26 protein-coding genes and 1 pseudogene are annotated in these 21,813 nt (G+C 45.1%); 18 read left to right on the top strand and 9 right to left on the bottom strand.

Annotated elements, in window-relative coordinates:
* Positions 1-370, top strand: a 370-nt coding sequence (locus A4E24_RS04925) for a potassium transporter TrkG (RefSeq protein ID WP_292352171.1), incomplete at its 5' end; no start/stop codon positions are given.
* Between the two features lie 54 nt (positions 371-424).
* Here A4E24_RS04925 and A4E24_RS04920 read toward each other — a convergent pair.
* The 8 genes from A4E24_RS04920 to A4E24_RS04885 form a co-directional block, all read right to left on the bottom strand.
* A complete protein-coding gene (locus A4E24_RS04920) occupies positions 425-1,633 on the bottom strand; it encodes an NAD(P)/FAD-dependent oxidoreductase (RefSeq protein ID WP_292352170.1) in 1,209 nt (402 codons plus the stop codon).
* The gene (locus tag A4E24_RS04915; RefSeq protein WP_292352169.1) at positions 1,630-1,803 is read right to left on the bottom strand and encodes a 4Fe-4S binding protein; all 174 of its coding nucleotides are present in this window, start codon (positions 1,801-1,803) and stop codon (positions 1,630-1,632) included. The genes A4E24_RS04920 and A4E24_RS04915 overlap by 4 nt, the downstream gene beginning before the upstream one ends.
* Before the next feature lie 99 nt (positions 1,804-1,902).
* Entirely contained in the window at positions 1,903-2,532 is a 630-nt protein-coding gene (gene cofC, locus A4E24_RS04910) for a 2-phospho-L-lactate guanylyltransferase (RefSeq protein WP_292352168.1), read from the bottom strand.
* Positions 2,533-3,609 carry a 5-amino-6-(D-ribitylamino)uracil--L-tyrosine 4-hydroxyphenyl transferase CofH gene (gene cofH, locus A4E24_RS04905; protein ID WP_292352167.1) on the bottom strand — a complete coding sequence of 359 codons (1,077 nt, stop codon included), beginning with the start codon at positions 3,607-3,609 and terminating at the stop codon, positions 2,533-2,535.
* Complete coding sequence (gene cofH, locus A4E24_RS04900; protein ID WP_292352166.1) at positions 3,590-4,729, bottom strand: 5-amino-6-(D-ribitylamino)uracil--L-tyrosine 4-hydroxyphenyl transferase CofH; 1,140 nt, start codon at positions 4,727-4,729, stop codon at positions 3,590-3,592. Before cofH (A4E24_RS04900) ends, cofH (A4E24_RS04905) begins: the two co-directional genes overlap by 20 nt.
* Positions 4,730-4,814: 85 nt before the next feature.
* Positions 4,815-5,804 (bottom strand): 7,8-didemethyl-8-hydroxy-5-deazariboflavin synthase subunit CofG, encoded by a 990-nt coding sequence (gene cofG / locus A4E24_RS04895; RefSeq protein ID WP_292352165.1) that lies wholly within the window; start codon positions 5,802-5,804, stop codon positions 4,815-4,817.
* A gap of 46 nt (positions 5,805-5,850) precedes the next feature.
* The gene (locus tag A4E24_RS04890; protein ID WP_292352164.1) at positions 5,851-7,140 is read right to left on the bottom strand and encodes an NAD(P)/FAD-dependent oxidoreductase; all 1,290 of its coding nucleotides are present in this window, start codon (positions 7,138-7,140) and stop codon (positions 5,851-5,853) included.
* Positions 7,137-7,298, bottom strand: coding sequence for a 4Fe-4S binding protein (locus tag A4E24_RS04885; protein WP_292352163.1), 162 nt, complete (start codon positions 7,296-7,298; stop codon positions 7,137-7,139). The genes A4E24_RS04890 and A4E24_RS04885 overlap by 4 nt, the downstream gene beginning before the upstream one ends.
* 188 nt (positions 7,299-7,486) lie before the next feature.
* Here A4E24_RS04885 and A4E24_RS04880 point away from each other — a divergent pair, with 188 nt between their 5' ends.
* The 16 genes from A4E24_RS04880 (at position 7,487) to fpoO (ending at position 19,442) form a co-directional block, all read left to right on the top strand.
* Positions 7,487-7,936, top strand: coding sequence for an Lrp/AsnC family transcriptional regulator (locus A4E24_RS04880; RefSeq protein WP_292352162.1), 450 nt, complete (start codon positions 7,487-7,489; stop codon positions 7,934-7,936).
* A 95-nt stretch (positions 7,937-8,031) separates the two neighbouring features.
* Complete coding sequence (locus A4E24_RS04875) at positions 8,032-8,451, top strand: DUF22 domain-containing protein (RefSeq protein ID WP_292352161.1); 420 nt, start codon at positions 8,032-8,034, stop codon at positions 8,449-8,451.
* A gap of 28 nt (positions 8,452-8,479) precedes the next feature.
* Positions 8,480-8,980: a hypothetical protein gene (locus A4E24_RS04870; protein ID WP_292352160.1), complete on the top strand. Its 501-nt coding sequence runs from the start codon at positions 8,480-8,482 to the stop codon at positions 8,978-8,980.
* 237 nt (positions 8,981-9,217) lie between these two features.
* Entirely contained in the window at positions 9,218-9,610 is a 393-nt protein-coding gene (fpoA, locus tag A4E24_RS04865) for a F420H2 dehydrogenase subunit FpoA (RefSeq protein ID WP_292352159.1), read from the top strand.
* On the top strand, positions 9,598-10,149 hold the full coding sequence (gene fpoB / locus A4E24_RS04860; RefSeq protein WP_292352158.1) for a F(420)H(2) dehydrogenase subunit B: 552 nt from the start codon (positions 9,598-9,600) through the stop codon (positions 10,147-10,149). Before fpoA ends, fpoB begins: the two co-directional genes overlap by 13 nt.
* Before the next feature lie 9 nt (positions 10,150-10,158).
* Complete coding sequence (gene fpoC / locus A4E24_RS04855) at positions 10,159-10,635, top strand: F420H2 dehydrogenase subunit FpoC (protein ID WP_292352157.1); 477 nt, start codon at positions 10,159-10,161, stop codon at positions 10,633-10,635.
* A gap of 9 nt (positions 10,636-10,644) precedes the next feature.
* Positions 10,645-11,769, top strand: coding sequence for a F420H2 dehydrogenase subunit FpoD (gene fpoD, locus A4E24_RS04850; RefSeq protein ID WP_292352156.1), 1,125 nt, complete (start codon positions 10,645-10,647; stop codon positions 11,767-11,769).
* Positions 11,770-11,774: 5 nt separating this feature from the next.
* On the top strand, positions 11,775-12,800 hold the full coding sequence (gene fpoH / locus A4E24_RS04845) for a F420H2 dehydrogenase subunit FpoH (RefSeq protein ID WP_292352155.1): 1,026 nt from the start codon (positions 11,775-11,777) through the stop codon (positions 12,798-12,800).
* 4 nt (positions 12,801-12,804) lie between these two features.
* A complete protein-coding gene (gene fpoI / locus A4E24_RS04840; RefSeq protein ID WP_292352154.1) occupies positions 12,805-13,248 on the top strand; it encodes a F420H2 dehydrogenase subunit FpoI in 444 nt (147 codons plus the stop codon).
* Complete coding sequence (locus tag A4E24_RS04835) at positions 13,233-13,520, top strand: NADH-quinone oxidoreductase subunit J (RefSeq protein WP_292352153.1); 288 nt, start codon at positions 13,233-13,235, stop codon at positions 13,518-13,520. Before fpoI ends, A4E24_RS04835 begins: the two co-directional genes overlap by 16 nt.
* A gap of 13 nt (positions 13,521-13,533) precedes the next feature.
* The gene (gene fpoJ / locus A4E24_RS04830) at positions 13,534-13,812 is read left to right on the top strand and encodes a F420H2 dehydrogenase subunit FpoJ (RefSeq protein ID WP_292352152.1); all 279 of its coding nucleotides are present in this window, start codon (positions 13,534-13,536) and stop codon (positions 13,810-13,812) included.
* Entirely contained in the window at positions 13,809-14,111 is a 303-nt protein-coding gene (gene fpoK, locus A4E24_RS04825) for a F420H2 dehydrogenase subunit FpoK (RefSeq protein ID WP_292352151.1), read from the top strand. The genes fpoJ and fpoK overlap by 4 nt, the downstream gene beginning before the upstream one ends.
* Positions 14,112-14,113: 2 nt before the next feature.
* On the top strand, positions 14,114-16,129 hold the full coding sequence (fpoL, locus tag A4E24_RS04820; protein WP_292352150.1) for a F420H2 dehydrogenase subunit FpoL: 2,016 nt from the start codon (positions 14,114-14,116) through the stop codon (positions 16,127-16,129).
* The gene (gene fpoM / locus A4E24_RS04815; RefSeq protein ID WP_292352149.1) at positions 16,130-17,620 is read left to right on the top strand and encodes a F(420)H(2) dehydrogenase subunit M; all 1,491 of its coding nucleotides are present in this window, start codon (positions 16,130-16,132) and stop codon (positions 17,618-17,620) included.
* Positions 17,621-17,623: 3 nt separating this feature from the next.
* Positions 17,624-19,066, top strand: coding sequence for a F(420)H(2) dehydrogenase subunit N (gene fpoN, locus A4E24_RS04810; protein WP_292352148.1), 1,443 nt, complete (start codon positions 17,624-17,626; stop codon positions 19,064-19,066).
* Positions 19,067-19,079: 13 nt separating this feature from the next.
* Positions 19,080-19,442, top strand: a complete 363-nt coding sequence (fpoO, locus tag A4E24_RS04805; RefSeq protein WP_292352147.1) for a F420H2 dehydrogenase subunit FpoO — start codon at positions 19,080-19,082, stop codon at positions 19,440-19,442.
* Positions 19,443-19,512: 70 nt separating this feature from the next.
* Here fpoO and A4E24_RS04800 read toward each other — a convergent pair whose 3' ends face one another.
* On the bottom strand, positions 19,513-20,778 hold the full coding sequence (locus tag A4E24_RS04800) for a GntP family permease (protein WP_292352146.1): 1,266 nt from the start codon (positions 20,776-20,778) through the stop codon (positions 19,513-19,515).
* Positions 20,779-21,150: 372 nt separating this feature from the next.
* Between A4E24_RS04800 and A4E24_RS04795 the strand changes: the two are divergent.
* Positions 21,151-21,813, top strand: a pseudogene (locus tag A4E24_RS04795) (disaggregatase); the annotation flags it as partial.

The following is a 21,813-nucleotide window of genomic DNA, read 5'->3' as shown; positions in this document are numbered from 1 at the left end:
GAAGTATGCCAGATGGGAACTCTTCAAGGCCATTCATCCAAAAGCAGTAAAGCCTATAAAGTTCAATGGAAAGACTGTTCCCGAAAACATAATGCAGGAGATCATATCCTTTGTGGTGATCTATTTCCTTATATTCCTGGCCAGCACATTCTTTATTTCTCTTATGGGTGTGGATATTCTTACTTCCGTCACAGCATCCATCACCACTTTGGGTAACATAGGTCCGGGATTCAATCTTGTCGGACCAATGGGCAGTTTTTATGCAATGCCAGCCCTGGCCAAAGTGATACTGATATCTAATATGTGGGTAGGCAGGCTTGAAGTATTTACAGTGGTAGTGCTGTTCACACCTGAGTTCTGGAAAAAGTAAAAGGGATCCAGTATATGTATCACATACTGGTATTTTTTCTTTTATGACGTTTGGTTATGTTTCAAGTTCGTTTTTCACAACGTTCTTGAATAATACTCTCAGGTCCCATAGAAGCTTCTTGTTCGCCTTGAAAAGAGCATATAGCAAGTCTGTAAGGCCCATCTTGTTAAAGTTTACACCTTTTAGGGAATGAGCCAGAGAGTTCAGCTCTTCATCAGTGATCTTCACAAATATATCTTTGACGATCAGGCTATTGTCTATTGCCTTTCCAATAGTTTCCCTCCACCTGTCCTCATATTCCTGAAGCTTCTCCACGGATACATCGCCTGCAAGTATTGCATTATAAGCTACTTCACCCGCAATTTCACCTGCTTCCATCGCATTGATGATGCCTCCGCCGGTTAAAGGATCGGATTGCCTTGCTGCATCCCCCACCAGCATGAGCCCATTGGTGATAGTACGTTCAACGGTACCGCTCACAGGTACGCCCCCATAATCGATTTCAATGATGGAAGCATCCGAGAGTTTTTCCTTTACAAATTCATTAAGGTAGTCAACAGCTCTCTTTTCGCCGGATTCGCTTCCGAGTATACCGATACCCACATTGGCCATATTCCCGCCTTTAGGGAATATCCAGACATATCCACATGGTGCTATTTTCTTGCCCACATAGAACTGGCAGTATTCCTGGTCGATATTAACGCCGCTCATAAGATACTGTACGCAGGTCTCCATGTCCGAGGGTTTTAGAGAAGTATCGATCCCAGCCCATCTGCCGACCTTGGATTCCATACCATCCGCACCGATCACTATCTTTGACCTTACCTCATATTCCTGTCCAAGGTGCATGGCCTTGATGCCACATACTGAGCCGTTCTCAATTATGAGGCCTGTAGCTCTGGTCTTGACCATAACTTCGGCACCGGCCTTTGCGCTTTCATAGGCAAGCGCCCGGTCAAAGATCTTTCTTTCCAGCACATAGCCAACTTCTCCTCCGGCGATCTCTTCAGCCATCTGTATGCTCGTACCGTCGGGAGAGAATATTCTTGACCCTCTCATATCGGTACATATCCATCTGGGATCTGGTTCAATGTACTTTTTGAGAGCCTGTTTGCCCACACCCTCCGCACATCTTACCGGATCACCGATCTCCTGTCGTTTTTCTATGAGCAGGACACTAAGTCCTTTTTCTGCAGCTGTCTTCGCAGCTACGGAACCAGCAGGTCCGGCACCTACCACAATGATATCATACTTATCTTTCATCGGATCACCTTGATAGCTCCTACCGGGCAGATCTTGGCACACAGGCCACATCTGGAGCAGTTCATATCCACTTCTATCCATGTCTCCACAAGCTCCAGGGCTCCCGACGGACACACGCCCACACATGCACCACAATATCCACATTTATACCTGTTCACTTCAATGGACACAATTATCACCTGTAAATTTGAGATCGCATAACTTAACGTACCCTAATACTGTATTCAACTTTATATCTTTTGTCGCTTACAGCCTCTGATACATCATATTCAGTGAAGGCTGGTAAGCTTTACACGTGCTCTGCCACTTTCCAGTTCGAACTTCTTCTGTACATATCCAAAGGAAAGCCCGCGTCCGTGCAGGAGTATTTCCACAATATCATGTGGTTCATCGATATCTGTGCTCAGCAGGAACGAATCGTATATTCTCAATGAGCAGTTCATATCTTTAGCTATGGTGCAGTGGTTACGAAAGCTCATTCCATAATAACGGACATGGAATCCAGCTGGTTCCTTTATGAAAAGCACGTTAGTTCCGCCGCCTTTGCCAGGCACGATCACTAAGTCTTCTTCAGAGGAAATTATCGCTTTCACTTGTTCTGGCCTTGCAAGAGGAAGGTCTGCCATTATTATAAGTACTGGCTGGTCCTGTCTCTCAAGATATTTATTGATCGATTCGTTCAGATCAGCAGGATCGATCACAAAATTCACATCCAGGTCAGAAAGCGAACTATATTCGGATGTTGCAAGGATATCTATATCCTTCACTCCTGCCTCTCTCAGGGAACATACTACATCCCTTAACATCAATTCCACGAATTGTTCCCTCTCTGTCAGGGTGAGCACCGGAGCAAGCCGGGATTTCGCATTCTCTTGTTTGTATGGGATGACAGCGCGCATTTATACCTCTTCATAGAGAGCATTTCTTTGTTTTGGGATCTTGCCTGAAGACCTGATGATCCATTCTATCTCAGCAGGCGGAACGTATTCCCCGTTACTGCTTCCGGAAGCTGTGGAGATCTTGTCTTCCATGAGCGTGCCGCCCAGATCGTTGGCACCGCAATGCAATGCTACCTGACACAGTTTCTTTCCAAGCTTGACCCAGCTTGCCTGGATGTTATCAATATGTCCATTAAGGATTATCCGTGCCAGGGCATAGAAGCGCAGATCTTCGATGCCTGTGGTCATGAATTTACCTTGGGAGAGCATATTCTCACCTATCGGGTTGTTATAAGGCATAAAAGGCAAAGGCACCAATTCCGTGAAACCTCCTGTCCTTTGCTGTATTGAGCGCAGAATAAAGAGGTGGTTCAGGCGCTCTTCAAGGGTTTCCACATGTCCATACATTACAGTGGAGTTGGTTCTAAGTCCGGCCTGATGAGCGGTCATTATAGTATTTATCCATTGGTCGGTACTCAGTTTTCCAGGGCATATTATCCTGCGCACTCTGTCAGAGAGTATCTCTGCCGAAGTGCCTGTCAGAGTATCAAGACCTGCCGCTTTAAGTCTTTCAAAGGCTTCTTCAAGGGAAAAGCCTCTGTTCTCGCATGCATAGAAGATCTCCATCGGAGAAAAACCATGTATGCTCATCTTTGGATATGCTTCCTTTATGTTCTCTACAAGGGAAGTATAGTAATCTATGTCAAGCTGAGGCAGGAACCCTCCCTGGATACATACTTCCACTGCACCGGCCTCACTGGCCTCTGATACTTTTTCAAGTATCTGGTCCATGTTTAGCATGAATCCCTTTTCAGCACGATAAGCACAGAAACCGCAGTTTCCCCTGCACATATTGGTAATGTAGATGTTCCTGTTCACAACATATGTGACCACATCACCTACAGTACTTGAACGAATTTCATCCGCAAAGTTAAAAAGTGCCAGAGGAGACAATTCTGCCAGTTCAAGGGCATCCTTCAGGGCAATTTCTCCCTTATAGGCCTTCTCCCTCGTATCCTCAGGAATAAATGACAGCATTGCCAGCCTCCCTTGGGCGATTGCCAAGAGACGTTTTTTCTATTTTATCGATCTCGTAGAGTGTGGTCCTTTGTTTTGGGGTCCTGTTTGCACCCTTGATCATCCATTCAAGTTCCTGTACGGAGATCGAAGTGCCATTGTTTGCACCAGCCGCAGTCGAGATGCTCTCTTCCATGAGCGTTCCCCCCAGATCGTTCGCTCCACAATAGAGAGCTACCTGAGCCAGTTTTTTTCCAAGCTTTACCCAGCTTGCCTGGACATTATTGATATGCTTATGGAAGATTATGCGGGAGATCGCATATACTTTGAGGTCATCGATGCCAGTGGTGGCATAGCGCCCTTCATCGATCATTTTTTTACCGATGGGATTATTATAAGGCATAAATGGCAGGGGCACGAATTCGGTGATGCCACCGGTATCTTTTTGGATCTCCCTTACTATCATCATATGTTCTATTCTGTCCTGCCAGGATTCGATATGTCCATACATCATTGTAGCAGTTGTACGGATACCTGTTCTGTGAGCCGAGGTGACCACGTCTACCCATTCTGCGGTCAGGAGCTTTCCAGGGCACAGTTCTTTCCTGACATGGTCGCAGAGTATCTCAGCAGCAGTGCCAGGCATTGTTCCAAGACCTGATTTTTTCAGCTCATGCAATACTTGCTTTATGCTAAGGTCACTGGTCCTTGCAGCATGATAGACCTCCATCGGGGAGAATGCATGTATATGGATTGACGGATATTCTTCTTTCACTGCTTCGAGGATACCTGTATATAGCTCAAGACCGGCGTTCGGTAAGAGACCACCCTGAATACAGACCTCGGTTGCACCTGCTTTGTGTGCTTCTTCCACCTTGGCAAGTATCTCTTCATTTTTCAGGATGTATCCGTTCTTTTCTTTGAACGCACAAAAACCACATCTTCCGATGCAACGGTTAGTGAAGTTAATGTTGCGGTTAACTACGTAGGTAGTAATATCACCGACTGCTTCGTACCGCAGATTATCAGCAAACCTGAATAGTTCAAAAGGTTCAGCATCCAGAAGTAAGAGCGCATCTTCACTGCTGGTTTTTCCGCTATACGCTCTTTCCACCAGCTCTTCATCGATCTTTGACATCATAGTATGACCAGACCAGTGTATTGGAATAGTATGCTCAATTGGTTCAAAATATAAATCATTATCTAAAATAACAGAACGTCCTTTCTCACCGGGATCTCTTATAACCTTCTTTGTCGGCCATGGATCTGATAAGTGACCTCAGGTTCTTACTGTACCATCCTTTTTTTATATAATCAGGATAAATAGGCAGCCTTTCCCTCAGGGGTATGTCTTTGAGCAGCTCCCGCAGGTTGTCCACAGTAGGCCATTCTGTTTCAGGATTGATCCAGTCGATGGTCGTGGGGGATATGCCTCCCAGATCTGTCGCTCCACATTGGACAAGCAAATATGGGTCTATTAAGTTAGGAGCAACCTGAATGGCTATGTCGGCAGGTAATATTTCCCTTGCAATAGAAACCATCTGGACCATCTCTTCTATGGTCGGAGAAGCGTGTTTTTCCATAGATGTTCCAGGTTTTGGAATGAAGTTCTGAACTATCACTTCCTGAATGTGTCCGTATTCCGCATGCAGATTGGATATGCATTGCAGAGAGTCTATCCGATCGTCCAGGGTCTCCCCTATCCCAACCAGTATGCCAGTTGTGAACGGTATTTGCAGCTCACCGGCGTATTTGATGGTCTTGATCCTCACATCTGGCTGTTTCCCCGGACAATTCAAGTGAGCTGCTACCATACCTGTTGTTTCCAGCATGAGTCCCATGCTTGCATTCCAGGGTTTCAGGGATTCAAGTTCCATATAGTTCAGGACACCGGCATTTGTATGCGGCAAAAGGCCGATCTTAATTGCCAGCTTACACAGATCTATAACGTACTCCACGTTAGAAGAATAACCCATTTCTTCAAGCCATTTCTTATATTCGGGTACCTCTTCGGCATATTCCCCGAATGTAAAAAGCACCTCACTACAGCCTGCCTTTTTTCCTTCTTTGAGTATTGGGATAATATCCTCAGGTGACAAGAAGCATGACCCAGGCTCATCGGGTTCACGTCTGAACGTACAATATCCACACCTGTTCCGGCATACATTGGTCACGGGTATGAATACATTCCGGGAAAATGTAACAAGACCTGTCATGTGCTTTCGTTGGACTATATAGGTTACCACAAATTCAATCTATCGATTAGTTTCCCTGGTTAAGGATGTCTTTCATGGCATTTCTTACGCCAAGTGCAATACCATCGACCTCTATGCCTCCTTTGCCTTTTGCTCCATCCCCAACCACATAGAGGCCATCAATGGGAGTCCTGTTGGTAAGGTCCGTACCGGAGGACGACCGATTCACTGGCCATTCCCCTGAATATGATTGTATGAGAAGCACCTCATAATCCCTGCCTGCAAAGATCTCGGACAGATCACTTAGACCAAGGTCTATTTCTTCTTCCAGGCTGTCCAGGTTTTCCCATTCTACGCATTGATGTGCCATTGTCAGATGTTTTCCAGGAGGTGCAAGAGAAGGATCGATATTTGTCACTTCGTTGATACCATTTACCCGTCGGGCATAAGGTGTCAGCAGCACGCCTGCATGGCCAATGAGCGGTTCGTTCGATGAAAGGCAGATCTTGACACCAGCAGAGGGTTTCAGTTCTTTGATGGATGTCAGATATTTCTTAGTATCTTCGGTCACTACATTTGTATCGTATAGCCTGCTTGTTTCTATGTGGCCTATGTCACTGATCACAATGTTTCCGCGGTACTCTTTCCCATCAGCTATTATTCCCACAGCTTTCTGATCTTCTATGATTATCCGGGAAACTTCTGAGGAGGTATGTATCTTTCCTCCGCAGGAGGATATTACGTCGATAAGAGCATCTGTAACTGATTTGCAGCCGCCGAGCGGTATCCCGGAACCACTGTATCTGTACATGTTCTCAATGATCTCAAATACTTCCGCAGCTGGCACGTCTTTAGCCTTCAGGCTTAATGCCCATCCGCAGAAAGAGTCAGCTATCCTTAGGGCCCAGTCCTCTTTAAGGTTCTTAGAGCACCACTCTGCCATTGAACCCCTTTTTGGGGGGAACATCCGTGTAGTGGTTATAAGGATCGCCAATTTTATCTTATTCAGCAGAGAAAAGCGTTTTCTAAAATCATGGAAATCTATGTCCCGGAAACCATGTGCATAATCCGTGGCATCTTTTTCTATTGGGATACGGATGATGGCCATAGGATCGGCACGTACGATCTGTACGCCCACTCCCACGTCCTTCAGTAGGGTGCCCAGAGGACCAGTCGGGCCATGAGGTATCATATGTAAAGCGCCAGTAGATAGGTGGAACCCTTTATATTCAATATTAGTGAACCTTCCGCCTGTAATGGGAAGTCTCTCAAAGACATCCACTTCGTGGCCTGCCCGCGAGAGCCAGGCAGCACTAAGCAGACCTCCAAGTCCTGAACCGATCACTAAAACTTTCATGCACTTTCCTCGATAGCTTTCATCGGACAGTAGGCCATACATATTTTACACTGGATGCAATCTGCAGTGATACAGGCATTCCCTTTTACAATAATAGCTTCCTTCGGACAGAATGCAGTACACTGACCGCATCCGACACATCTTTTATTGATTTCCATTGGCTATACACCATTCATGCAGTATAGAATCATTCAATGAACAAAAACATTGTCATCTCCATAATTATATATGGTTTTTATTATTTATGTTTTATATGTTTCTTATTTTTTGCTTATTATGTCAAATTGATCCATTCTGGGAGTTTAAAGAAAAATATCATATACTATGAATTAATAAATATATTAATATGGATGATCTCGACTTTGCCATTTTGGAACACCTCACACAGAATTCAAGGATCCACAGCACTGAAATTGCCAGTGATCTCGGGCTTGCTACATCCACTGTTCATAAGAGGATAGAAAAACTTCAGAGCAGTGGGGTTGTCAAGCAATTCACCGTTTTGATAGATCCTGCGAGTGTCGGCTTGAATATAACGACCTATATTGGTCTTAGGATAGATCAGAGTAAAAGGATAAGTGTGATCAATAAACTAAAGAATGTCAATGATGTGCTTGAGATATATGAACTTCTGGAACCTTATGATCTTTTATTGAAAGTAAGGACCTATGACATCCATTCCTTGAAAGAGAATGTTATCCATGTGCTCAATAATATTGATGGCGTGCTTGAATCAAATAGTCTTCTCACGACTAAATGTCATAAAGAGAAAACGTGTGTTATGCTGAAAAAATAAATGTTCTATTTGTCCCCAAAGTTATATAATGATTATTAATGATATTTCTCGAAATCTATTTGTACTAGAATAGACCAACTATTTGTGGTGATGAAATGAAGCAGGAAATAGTTCAGGTCGTTTGCCGTGAGAACGGTGACATCAAGTGTAAGAAGATAAACGCCGCAACTTATGAGTTCACCATCGCCACAAGAGCAAAGTGGGAAATGGTGATAGCCACCGAGGATGCAGACATACGGGCAGGTGAGTTCAAGAAACTGCGTGTGAAGGAGATCACGATCGAACCTGACACGATCGCCATGCCTTGTACATTTACTCACCATGCGGTAGTTTCTCTGATAAAGGTGGGTACAGATGGAGGTGCCAAGCCAGTGGACACTGAACGTACTATCACATACGCTTATGTGCTGGGGCAGGAGTCCGGGAAGGTACACAGTGGGGATCTGCTTGCAGTGCTGAACATATTTCCCATAATGTTTACCCGGGAAGCCATGAAGCCGATATCGATCACCTGATAGGTTCAGGATCATAAGGGGTGGCATAATGGAAACATGTATTATATGCGGGGGTGAGCAGGATTCCCGTCATTTCAAGGATTATAATATCTGTACGACCTGTGCAGATATCCTGGAAGATGTAATGGGAGAATATTTCATACGCACCATCTGGAAAAGGGAACCTAAGGCACATAAGGCCTATCTGCAATATCTGGACCACACGATAAAGTACATATCGGACTACAAAAAGCTAACAGAAAGATCTGAAAGCCATATAAGGCAGGTAGCCAGTCGCGTGCAGGGTGCCCTTGAGAGCAATGCTGCTCCTCTTAAGCATAAATACTTCACACACATGCAAATGGTACTGAAGTGGCTTGAAACAACGCCACATTTCTACCATTACTACTTCAAGGACTATTATGTATGTCCGAACTGTGGTTCTTCGATATTTGAAAAATATGTGCGTACGGATGTGGGGGAATGGATGGTAGTTTCCTGCTCCGAGTGCGATACTGTGATCAAGAAATATTACTCTCCTCAGCTCTGATAAGAAGCTGAGCTTTTTTTATTTTCCTATAAAGTCATAATTTCAGTATATGCAATATCTTCATGGCAAAAACATAGCTAAAAAGGCTAATTGAAACTTGCCACAACACAAAATTTAATTACCTTTAACGTATTCTGAACCTACATTCATTGAAAATAGGTTACAGTATACTCTTTTTCATAAAAAAAGAAATATACAAATAACCTATATGTATTTATAATCTTCAGGTGAATCACTATGTCAGGAATAATCGATGTTAGCAACATAATCTACAGTTACATTCCGGTTGCGATAATTCTTGTAGTGGCGCTCTTAATGCCTCCGGTGACCATGCTTCTTGTGAAGCAGTTAAGTCCGAGGAGCAGATCTCCTGTAAAATATGAAACATATGAGGCGGGTTCCGTTCCCACTGGGAGTGCAAGGATCCAGTTCAATGTTGAGTATTACCTGTATGCCATTGCATTTGTCTTGTTCGATATAGAGGTCCTTTTTTTGTATCCCTGGGCTACTATTTTCAGAGAACCAAGCATAACGATTATAGCAACCATTGAAATGCTGATCTTTATTTTCGTTGTATTGTTCGGATACTTATATCTTATCAAGAAGGAGGCGCTTAAATGGCAGAAGTAGAGCCTGTTTCCACTAATAATAAAGATGACATGCAAGAAGAGATACCAGGTGTCATGACCACAAGCACTAGTGCTATCAGTGATTTCTTAAAGAAAACAAAGGCACAGGATATCATTAACTGGGGAAGGAAGAACTCTCTCTGGTTCACTGTGAATGCCATGGGTTGCTGCGGTGTGGAATTGCTTTCCACAGGTATGGCACACTATGACACCGATCGTTTTGGTATCATTCCGAGGAACTCTCCAAGGCATGCCGATGTACTGATCATCAGCGGATACGTGACAAAAAAGTATTTCCCTGCACTTAAGAGGATATGGGACCAGATGCCAGCACCAAAGTGGGTTATAGCCTATGGGGACTGTGCTATCAGTGGCGGTCCATTTTACGAATCATATAGCACTCGTCAGAACGTAGATGAAGTTTTCCCTGTAGATATTTATGTTCCGGGCTGTCCTCCAAGATGCGAGGCCCTTATCCAGGCATTTTATGAGCTGCAGAAGAAGATAGTTGCAAAGAAGGACAAAGGTACTGATTACTGAGGTGACCATATGGATGCTAAAGCTATGATCGATTCTCTTTCCAGTCAGTTCACAGGTGTCATCTACGATGCACAGGTGGAATCTGATATAAGGATCCTTGCGAAGGTAAAGCCTGAAAGCGTGAAGGATATATGTCAGTATCTAAAGGAAAAACTTTCTTTCGGACATCTTTGTTGCGAATTCGGCGTCGATTACCCTGAAAGGAACGAGATCGAAGTGGTATATGTTATTGGTTCTTATGAACATCCGGTAGTACTGACGTTGAAAGCCATATTGCCAAGGGACGATCCGGAAGTAGAGTCAGTGGTTCCTGTATACTGGAATGCCAACTGGTACGAAAGAGAAACCTACGAACTTTTCGGTGTTAAATATCTTGATCATCCGGACCTTCGGCCTCTGGTGCTTCCTCAGGACATGCTCGGCGAATGGCCGCTCAGAAAAGATTACAAAGGTTTCCCCAACAAGACAGCCAGGAATCTGGTATGAGGTTTTATTATGTATGATGAAGTTGGACCTTCTGAAATGATAGTGCATCTTGGGCCACAACACCCTATGCTGCCGGGCCCCTTCAGGCTCAATGCAAAGCTGAGGGGTGAGACTGTTGTGGATTCTGAGGTAGAGATGGGATGGATCCACAAAGGGATCGAGAAGATACTTGAGAACAAGACATACCTGCAGGGTATCACGATAGTGGACAGGATATGCTATCTTGCTGCTCTGACCAACGAAGAAGCCTATGTTGGTTGTGTGGAAAAACTTGCAGGTATAGAGGTTCCCGAAAGAGCTCAGTACATTCGTGTCATCATGGAAGAGCTTTCCAGGATACAAAGCCATTTGCTGGGCATGGGAGAATATGCTTCCTTTGTTGGTTTTGTGAGCATGTTCATGTACACCATCAAGGAAAGGGAAGATCTTATGAGCGTTATAGACTCTGTTACAGGGGCACGCATCACGCATTCTTTCCTGCGTTTTGGTGGTGTGAAAGACGATCTTCCGGAAGGCTTTAAGGAAGATGTAAAGTATGTCTTTGGAAATCTGAGAAAGGCCATTGACAATTATGAAGAACTGTTCAGCACAGATTCCATATATAAGGCAAGGACCGTGGGTATTGGCACGCTTACTGCAGAGGTTGCGAAGGATATAGGAGTATCCGGTCCTCCGCTGCGTGCAACCGGAGTTGCCTTTGATATCCGTAAGGATGAACCGTATCTTGTTTATAAGGACCTGGATTTCAAAGTATGTACCCAGACTGCAGGTGACGTGTTCGCCCGGGTGCAGGTGCGCCTTGATGAGATGCGTGAAAGCATGTACATAGTCGAACAATGCCTTGACCAGATTCCCTCAGGACCTATATTCCCTGAAGGAACTGCCTATGGACGCAGGTCCCCGGTCATGAGGATACCTGCCGGAGAAGTGTTCCACCGTGTGGAGGACCCAAGAGGTGAAATGGGATTCTATATGGTTTCTGACGGTTCCGATAAACCGTATCGTGTGAAGATACGAGGACCTGTGTATCCTACATTGCAGGCATTACCTCCACTTCTGAAAGGAGTGCCAGTTGCTGATATTGTGGCAATTGCCGGAAGCATGGACACATGTACAAGTGAGGTTGACAGGTGATCATGATGGAAATACCAGAAATTCTTTTCAATCCCTGGATACGTGGTATTCTGGGACTTTGCCTTATGGGTGCTATATTCATGGGTGCAATGATAGCTGTGTGGTTCGAGCGTAAATTATCAGCTGACATTCAGCAGCGTCATGGTCCCAACAGGGTCGGTCCCCATGGAATTTTTCAGCTTGTAGCAGATGCAATAAAATTGTTCACAAAGGAAGATATTATACCTGCCAATGCTGATAAGTTCCTCTTCGTCTTTGCACCTATCGTCCTCATGGGATCTGTTTTCCTGATGCTTGTGGCTATTCCTTTTGGCGCTGTGATCATAAACGGTAATACGTATCCTATAGCTGCTACTGATATGGATATAAGTATCCTGTACATTGAGGCTGTGTCCGCTGTTTCCGTAATTGGTATTTTTATGATAGCCTACAGCTCAAACAACAAGTATTCCCTGCTGGGTGCATTCAGGAACTTCGCACGCATGATCGGTTATGAGGTTCCCCTTGGGATATGTATCGTGAGCGTGGCTATAATGGCCGGATCTTTGAATATTGTAGACATTGCACAGGCTCAAAGTCCACTGTGGTTCATTATCATGCAGCCCCTTGGGTTCTTTGTGTTCTTCATAGCCCTCATGGCAGATATGGGTCGGCTGCCTTTTGACCAGAACGAATCCGAGGAAGAGCTCATTGCCGGGTGGATCACAGAATACACGGGTATGCGTTTTGGTCTTGGTTTCTTTGCAGAATACATTCACCTGATACTTGGGTCCATGCTTGTGGTCCTGCTGTTCCTAGGTGGATGGAACCTACCTGAAATGCTTACTTCTAACATGCTCCTTGGGATCATCCTGCCTACAGCCTTCTTCCTGGGCAAGGTGGCCATAGTGATGTTGGCGATCATAATGATCAGATGGGCTGTTCCAAGGTTCAGGATCGACCAGGTAGTAGACCTGAGCTGGAAGAGGCTATTGCCCCTGTCTTTGCTGAATCTGGGATGGGTCATATTACTGGCCTTGCTGGGAGTGTGACAATATGGTTCTAAAAAATATCAAAAAGGCATTAAATCATATTTATTTCAAGCCCACGGTAACCAGGATGTGCCCGGAAGAACCCACCAGGCTCGCCGATAGGTTCAGGGGTCTTCAGAAGCTGGATAAAAGCAAGTGTATAGGTTGCGGGATATGTGCTAACACATGTCCTAACAACGCGATCAAGATCGTCAAGGCCAAGATCGGTCCCGACAGCAGCAAGAAGAGATGGTTCCCATCTATCGATGTCGGACATTGCCTGTTCTGCGGGCTGTGTATAGACCAGTGTCCAAAAGGAGCTCTTTCAAGCACTAAGGTATACACTACGGGTGTAATAAGATGGGAGCACAATGATCTTCTCTTTACGCCGGACATGCTGGCAAGAGAGGTTGACATAAACGCTGAAAAAGAAGCTGGTGAGGAGGTAAGCAGATGGACACCTCAATAATTGCAGATGTTCTGGAAATAATGGTATTTGCTGTAATGGCCCTGTTATCCATATCTTTCGCTCTGTTAGTGGTCACAGCGAAGGATATAGTCAGGTCTGCATTGTCCCTGATAGTTGTCATGTTCGTCGTAGCAGGTTTGTACATACTACTGAATGCCCAGTTCCTTGGGGTCATTCAGGTACTGGTGTACGTGGGAGCTATCGGTGTACTGATACTGTTCGCGGTCATGCTCACGAAAAAGGAGTTTGGAAGTGATAAGGATGCTGAATAAACATTTTACTATTATGCAGATCCTGACTTCAGTGTATAAGTTCTTCAGACCGCGTATAGCAGGTATGATAGTAGCTATTCTTTTCCTTGCAATAGTTATCATATCAATAGGCTTTACCAACTGGAACACTGTGGACCAGATCCCGCAGAACCCTATGGACCAGAGTAACATTCAGGGAATAGGTATGTTGATATTTACTGAGTTCGTTATACCGTTTGAAATACTTTCTATAGTATTGCTGGCTACCCTTATGGGCGCTATCTACATGGCAAAAGGAGATGGTACCGAATGATACCATTATTTTATTATCTTGCACTTTCAGCTATCATATTCTCAATAGGTCTCTTTGGGTTCATGACCCAGAGAAGTGGTATCAGGATGCTTATGTGCGTGGAGCTGATGCTGAACGCCGCCAACATCAACCTGGTGGCATTCTCAAGCTATAATGGAGACCTTACGGGGCAGGTATTTGCTTTGTATTCCATTGCTCTTGCAGCAGCTGAGGCGGCCATTGGTTTTGCGATCCTGATGTCCATCTATAGGGTAAGGGATATGATCGATCTTAATAAGATCAATGTATTGAGGTGGTAAAAATGGCGATAGAAGACATGGCATTTTTAATACCTGTACTTCCGGCACTTGCTTTCGTGCTCACGTTCTTCCTGGGTAAGAAGCTGCCAAATGGCGGAGCCATCATCCCTATTATTGCTATCTTTACCTCTTTCGTGATCTCATTGATGATCACACTGAACCTGTTGCAGAACCCGGAGCAGGTTGTCTCTCAATCGTACAATTGGTTTGCCATACTCAATGTGGGTGTCCTTATTGATCCCCTGGCTGCTGTGATGCTGTCCATGGTTTCCTTTGTCAGTTTGCTCATCCACATCTATGCTGTTGGCTACATGTCCCATGATAAAGCCCAGCCGAGATACTTTGCAGAGACAGCCCTTTTCACAGCTGCAATGCTCGGAGTGGTCCTTTCTGACAACATCCTTCAGTTCTTCATATGCTGGGAACTCGTGGGTCTGTGCTCTTACCTGCTCATTGGCTTCTGGTTCGAAAAACCATCAGCCGCTTCCGCAGCCAAGAAGGCTTTCCTGACCACAAGGGTTGGTGACGTGATGTTCCTTGCAGGTATCATCCTATTATTTGCCGATATCTTCAGGATATTCAACGGTTCCATCCCGGAAGGCGTATATGTTCTCAGGTTCGATGAGATCTTCACTCATATACCTGAAATAGCAGCCCTTAACACCCAGATCTTCGGATTTGAGGTAAGTCATCTGACCATTATCACTCTGCTCTTCTTCGGAGGCGCTGTGGGTAAATCCGGTCAGTTCCCTCTGCATGTGTGGCTGCCGGATGCAATGGAAGGTCCGACTACCGTTTCTGCGCTCATCCATGCGGCAACGATGGTTACAGCCGGTGTATACCTGGTTGCAAGGACATTCCCCATGTTCCTTGCAGCTCCTTATTCATTGCTCGTAGTTGCATATCTTGGAGCTTTCACTGCTCTGTTTGCGGCTACCATGGGACTCGTTATGAACGATATCAAGCGTGTTCTGGCGTTTTCAACTATCAGTCAGCTTGGATATATGATGCTTGGACTTGGAATGGGTGCGGTCATCGGAGTAACCGCAGTTGGAGATTCACTGTTCCACCTCATCAACCACGCATTCTTCAAGGCACTTCTCTTCCTGTGTGCCGGAAGTGTGATCCACGCAGTTGGAACTCAGGATATCAGACAGATGGGTGGCGTGAGGAAGGTCATGCCAATAACATTTGCGACCATGCTGATCGCGTCACTGGCCCTGGCAGGTTTCGGTATCCCGGGCACTTCCATCGGTGTAAGTGGCTTCTTCAGCAAGGATCCGATAATCGAAGCAGCATACCTCTTCGGTGAGTCCACAGAAAACTGGGTGCCCTATTTGTTCTCGATAGTGGCTGCCTTGCTCACATCCATCTACATATTCAGATTGATCTTCATGACCTTTACAGGCAAGCCAAGGACCAATTATGGCGGGCACGAATCCCCATCCGTGATGACCGTTCCCCTCATGATATTGGGTGTTCTGGCACTTGTGTTCGGTGCACTCACAAAGACAGGCTTCGGCAAATTCCTGGAAGAAACATTTGCTAACAACTTCGTTAATATGGATATCCATGCACTTGCAGAGATCGGTAAGTATCATCTGGCCTCACACGGTGCCGGAAGTGAGCCTTTATTGATCCTCTGGATGCCTGTTATCGTTGCCATTGCAGGTCTCTTGATCTCATATCTCATCTATGGTATGCGGATCATTGACATGTCCAGCATTGTTTCCAGGAAGAATCCGATATACAAACTGCTTTACAACAGGTACTACCAGAACGCTATCTTTACGCAATTCCTTGCAGTTAAGGTTATATACGAAGGTCTTGCACTTGCCGGAAGAGCAATCGACAGAGGCTTTGACTGGACGGTCTATCTTATAGGTCATATATTCACCGAAGCCTCAGATGGTCTGAGACTACTTCAGACAGGTGTGGTACAGAACTATGCCACTTCAGTGGTAACTGGTGTCAGTTTACTTATAATTCTCGTTAAGCTGATCCTGGAGGTATTCTAAATGGCAATACCCATTCTATCTTTAATAGTACTGATCCCCTTTTTATTCGCAGTACTTACCCTATTCACAAAGACTAAAGAACAAGCAAGGGTTTCTGCCCTATTCTCATCAGTGCTGGTACTGGCACTGAGCATGTTCATGTACTTCAACTTCGACAGTACGACATCTCAGATGCAGTTCCAGGAATTCGCTCAATGGGTGCCAAGCCTTGGGATCAATTATCAGCTGGGCATAGATGGCATCTCCATGCCACTTGTCCTGTTGAACGCCATAGTCATACCCTTCCTCATATTGTTCACTTGGAATGATGACAAGAAGCAGCCCAACAGGTTCTATGCACTGATACTTGCAACTCAGGGAGCTGTTATAGGTGTCTTCGTAGCGCTTGATTTCTTCCTGTTCTATGTGTTCTGGGAACTGACCCTGGTACCCCTATTCTTCATGGTAAGCATCTGGGGCGGGCCCGCGAAGCACAAGGCATCGATCAAGTTCTTCATTTACACACATGTGGGTTCACTTGTGATGCTGCTGGGCATATTTGGCCTTTATTTCGCTGCCTGGGGACAGACCGGTACTCCGAACATGGGTATTGAACACCTGCTTTCCCAGTTCCAGTTCATAGCCAGTGGATTGTCCCGTGATCTCATATTTGTGGCACTGTTGTTCGGGTTCCTGGTAAAGATCCCAGCATTCCCGTTCCATTCATGGCTGCCTGATGCATACGTTGAAGCACCGACCGCAGGCAGTGTGCTCTTCGTACTGCTTAAGATAGGTGGTTACGGATTGTTCAGGGTAATGTTGCCGATACTGCCTTTCACACCATCCATGAACCTTATGATCGCTATCATGGCAGCACTAGGTGCAGTGAGCATCCTTTACGGAGCTTTCCTTGCGCTGGCACAGAAGGACCTCAAACGCATGGTGGCATATTCCAGTGTAAGCCATATGGGTTATGTAACGCTTGGAGCTGCAGGTCTTGTTTCTCTCTCAGTTTCAGGGGCCATGTTCCAGCAGTTCTCGCATGGACTGATCATGAGCATAATGTTCATGGCTTGCGGGGTCATCAACAATGCAACTGGTACCAGGATCATCAATGAACTTGGAGGACTTGCCAGAAAGATGCCCAAGCTTGCTGTGATCATGATGCTGGCTTTCATGGCCTCATTGGGGCTTCCGGGACTTACAGGATTCATTGCAGAGTTCCTGGTGCTGACATTCACATACATCAACCAGCCCACTTATGTGGTCATAGCAATACTTGCCATAATAATCACAGCAGCATATCACTTGTGGGCAATGCAGAGAACGATGTTCGGCGTATACAATGAGAAGTTCGGGGCTTTGAAAGATATTTCTGCGTCCCAGACGTTCTCAATGGCTGTCATCGCGATACTGATACTTTACTTTGGACTGAACCCCAGTCCGGTGCTGGACATGATGATAACAAATTCCGAAAAACTGGTCAGCCTGATGGCTGTTGCGGGGGTGTGATAGATGGCAGATCTTACATTGCTCACACCTGAGCTCACCCTGGTGGGAACCGGCCTTGTGGTCCTGCTTATAGGATTATTCCTTAATACGAATACAAAGAAGATGTTGGGTTATCTTGCATCTCTGGGTGTACTTGCATCCCTTGTGCTTGTAATAATGAGCCTTGGCCGTGAAGGCATGCTATTCTATGATACGCTTTCATTTGATGCATTATCTCAGTTCTTCAAGCTGGTATTCCTCTCAGTCGCTTTGCTGGTATCAATAGCATCCATTAAGTACACTGAAGGAAATTCCCATACAGAGGAGTTCTACTCGCTGATGATCTTTGCAACAGCCGGTATGATGTTCGTTGCATCGGCCAATGACCTCATGGTATTGTTCGTTGCCTTTGAACTGGCAAGTCTTGCTACATATGCTCTGGCAGGTTTCGAGAAGAAGAATCCAATATCTCTTGAAGCTTCCATGAAGTATTTTATGATCGGATCACTGTCTGCGGCTCTGATGCTCTTCGGTATCTCTTTCATATATGGTGCCACAGGCACCACAAGCATTCCTGGCGTGGCAGAGAACATCGATATACTTCTAGGAAGTCCAATGGGGCTGTTGTCTGTGATCCTTATGATAGCAGGTCTCGGCTTTAAGATCGCTCTTGTTCCATTCCACATGTGGGCACCCGATACTTACCAGGGTTCTCCCTCATTGGTATCCTCATTACTTGCAGCCGGTTCAAAGAAAATGGGCTTTGTTGCAGCTTTCAAGGTGTTCATGATCGCTCTGATAGCTCTGCAGGCTGAGTGGACCACAGCATTTGCAGTGCTTGCAGTGATCACCATGACCCTTGGTAACGTTGTGGCTCTCTCACAGACAAGTGTCAAAAGAATGCTTGCGTATTCTTCGGTCGCCCAGGCAGGTTACATAACCATGGCCTTTGTGGTTATGAGCAAGACAGCCCTGGCAGGTGCAATATTGTATGCTCTGTCACATGGTTTCATGAAAGCAGGTGCGTTCATAGCCACTGCAGCGGTAGTATACATGGTCCTTTCGGAGAAAAAGGATTCAGAAACTCCTGACGATATTGATAACTTCCGGGGACTTGGCAGACGTATGCCGGTAACTGCTCTCTGCATGACGATCTTCCTTTTTGCCCTCGCAGGTATACCCCTTACAGCAGGTTATATGAGCAAGTTCGTCCTCTTCGCATCCACTATAGAGGCAGGATTGGTGTGGCTTGCAGTGATCGCGATCCTCAACAGTGCGATCTCACTGTTCTATTACGCCAGGGTAGTAAAATACATGTATTTCCTGCCTTCAGATGGGGAAAAGATCGCAGAACCCATGCCTTACACATTTGCAATGCTCATTGCAGTGATATTCGTACTGGCTATTGGTTTCTGGTCAGAGCCGTTCCTTTATTGGGCAATGGAAGCCGCAAAGGTGTTGATCTAAGGAGGTAAAGAATATGGCAGATTGCGATCTATGTAGTGTTTCAATACCCACTGTTGTCCCGGTAAGGGTTTTTGTGCCCCGGTTTGAGAACTCATATCCTGAAGGTATATGGAAAGGACTGTGTGAACCATGTCTTAAGGCAGCAAAAGAGACTGCTGATAGATTTGCCACATCCAGTTCATGCGGAACTGCTGGTAAATGTGACCTGTGTGGAACTATTGCCCAGCTGCAGCCCGTGCAAATATCCAGGCCTTCTTTCTCAAAAGGACAGGAAGAGGATACTGTTATGCTCTGCAAGAAGTGCCTTGCTGCTGTGCAGGAAGCAGACAAGAACTGGCAAAAGGAAAAGGAACAAGAACAGCATGAACACCACTAGGACCAGCGAATAATTCTGGTCTTATCTTTTTTATTTTTTTTGCTCTAGTTATAATTTGACCGCCTCATTTTTAAAACGCTATCAGGTATACACATCCGAGAAGCAGCAAGCCCGTTGATCCCATCAGGATCCCTCCGAACGTATAGTATCTGAGTGCTTCACCGGTTTCAAGTTCTGCAAGATCTCTGAATATCCAGAAGAAGGGGTCGTTCACATGTGATACTAGGAAAGTGCCACATGCCATGGAAAGGAGACTTATCTCAGCCGGAAGTCCAAGCTGAGGAAGGATGGGCATTATCAGAGAAGGTACTACCAACATCGTGACAACACGCGAACCTTGCACCGTCTGCACTGCCACAGCTACCAGGAAAGGTATCAACAGAGCAGGAAGAGCAAGATCCAGGAACATTTTACCTAAAGCTTCGCCTGCTCCTGTCATTGTAAACGTGGCTCCCAGTGCCCCTCCTCCGCAAAGATCAAGCAATACAATTCCACTACGCCTGATAGCTTTTTCTATCCATTCATGCAGCTCTTTTCCATAAGATCTTGACCACACCAGACAGAGCAGCACACCGATCAATAAAGCCACATTGGGATCTCCTATGAATGCTATCAATGGATGAGTGAAGGATGTACCTGCCAGTATCAACATAATGGGAAGACATATAGGAATATATGCTGAGGCCCTGCTTTTTGATCCTTTATCAAGGGAGGTTGTTTCAAGCACATAGTCATGTTCCTTCATCTTTATCGATCGTGTTGCATATCTGTATCCCAATAATGATATGGGAAAGGCTATCGCAAGTCCCATGAAGAAGACTTTAGCAATGTCCACATGCATCTCACTGGCAGCACTTATTATAACAGGCGAAGGATACAGGAGACCAAAGGATGCCAGTGTACCAAGTACAAGCGAAGTTGCAGCAATTCCGGCCGAAATGTTTGATCGACGGCTCACATCTTTAGCCAGAGGAGAAAATACCACAAAGGCAAGGATGGAGCACATAAAAGGTACGGCAAAGACAAATCCAAGCATGTTAAGGGCAAGCAATGGTCTTTTCGAGAGGCTGACAAGGTCGCTGGCAATAATGTCCATCCCCCCATTTTTTTCCAGTACTATACCTAAGATGCTGCCAGCGGTAATTATTATGGCAAACTGGGCGAATACTTTTCCCATGCCAGAGGATATGGTGCTCAGCGCTTCTTCAGGCCTGCCGGCCATTATTCCTATGCACAAAGATGTCAGTACAAGACTAAGAAAAGGATGAAGCCTTACATAAGTTGTCAGTATAAGTACGAGTATCAGTGCAAGTAAAAAGATCAGCAAAGGCTCCATATGGACTATATTTGTTTCCTCGCTCTTAAAACTTAACACACAGAAGAGAGCACTTGATCACATAAGGTGGCTCAGGATGTCAATAAATATCCTCAGAACAGGGGTATGTTATAACGAAACAGATGAACAATATCTTATAATATCTAAAGTCCATGTTCAATAGACAACAACAGCTTGATCCGAGTTTTCAAACCAAATATTATCAACTACAGAAACCTTGATTTTGTTAAATACGAACAAGTTTTGAAGCAACACTATTCATTAACTTATTTGTAATGTAGGACATGAAACTACACGATATATAGACTTTTATGTTCACAGTTATTATATTGATGACCAGATATTTTTCAATAATGGTGAATAGCCATGATTATGAAAAACGTACCTACCATAGTTTTTATTTTATTATCGTTTACTATCTCCCTTACAGTATGCGGTGCAAGCGGATCGATCGTATATGTCGATACAGATGGAACCGGAGATTACAATTGTGACGGGAAAAATGATCACATTGAAATAAACAAGGCGCTGGCATATATTGATGGACTTGGAGGGGGCACTGTCTACCTAAAGGGTCCAAATACATACTGGATCGATAGTACCCTGAATATAGGTGCAAATACGGTCCTGACAGGTGACCCAACAGCAGAGATCAAATTGGTGGCAAATGCCGGTTGGGCATCACAGGTTCCACTAATAAGGGGTAACACCGGAGCCGACAATATCGTGATCACCGGATTTACTATTGACGGTAACAGCGAAGCACAATCCGGGATAATCAAGGGTCAAGGATATTATAATCTTATATTGTTCCAGAACTCAAATAATGTCGAGGTATCCCACATGCGCCTGGAGTGGGGAACAGGCGATGGAATGAAAGTTTACAACGGAAATGGTATTAAGTTCCTTTACAACGACGTGTACAAGCTCGGTCATGATGCATGCTATATGTTGTATTCCAACAACGGGGAAGTTGCATACAATACCGTGATGACACGAACTAACAGTGCATGCAGGATCACGTGGGGATCACAT

The sequence above is a fragment of the Methanomethylovorans sp. PtaU1.Bin093 genome (genome assembly GCF_002067275.1).
Taxonomy (GTDB): Archaea; Halobacteriota; Methanosarcinia; order Methanosarcinales; family Methanosarcinaceae; genus Methanomethylovorans.
This window is presented reverse-complemented; position numbering and strand designations above follow the sequence as displayed.